The 665-nt window shown below is 60.0% G+C and carries 1 rRNA gene; it reads left to right on the forward strand.

The window, feature by feature from the left end:
• A 23S ribosomal RNA gene (locus AKI01S_RS50110) occupies positions 1-665 on the forward strand; the annotation flags it as partial.

Consider the following 665-nt stretch of genomic DNA (forward strand, 5'->3'; position numbering starts at 1 on the left):
GCAAGTGTTGATGGGTAGGGGAGCGTCCTTCAGCCAGCGAAGCCGCCGAGTGATCGAGTGGTGGAGGCTGGAGGAGTGAGAATGCAGGCATGAGTAGCGAATCACGCGTGAGAAACGTGTGCGCCGAATGACCAAGGGTTCCTGGGGCAGGCTAATCCGCCCAGGGTAAGTCGGGACCTAAGGCGAGGCCGACAGGCGTAGTCGATGGACAACGGGTTGATATTCCCGTACCCGCTGGTATGCGCCAACGCTGAATCCGCTGATGCTAACCATCCGAACCGCCCGGTGACGACCTTCGGGTCTAGCCGGTGTCGGGGAGCATGGGACCCGAGGTGGTAGTAGGTGAGCGATGGGGTGACGCAGGAGGGTAGCTCAGCCCGGGCGATGGTTGTCCCGGGGTAAGCATGTAGCCCGCACTATAGGCAAATCCGTAGTGCATGAGGGTGAGATGTGATGCCGAGCCGTTTTAGGTGAAGTGAGTGATCCCATGCTGCCGAGAAAAGCCTCTAGTGAGTGTACCGGCGGCCCGTACCCCAAACCGACTCAGGTGGTCAGGTAGAGAATACCGAGGCGATCGGGTGAACTGTGGTTAAGGAACTCGGCAAATTGCCCCCGTAACTTTGGGAGAAGGGGGACCACGCCTGGTGAGGGAGCATGCCTCCCGT

This window comes from Actinomadura kijaniata NBRC 14229 (assembly GCF_001552175.1).
Classification (GTDB): domain Bacteria; phylum Actinomycetota; class Actinomycetes; order Streptosporangiales; family Streptosporangiaceae; genus Spirillospora; species Spirillospora kijaniata.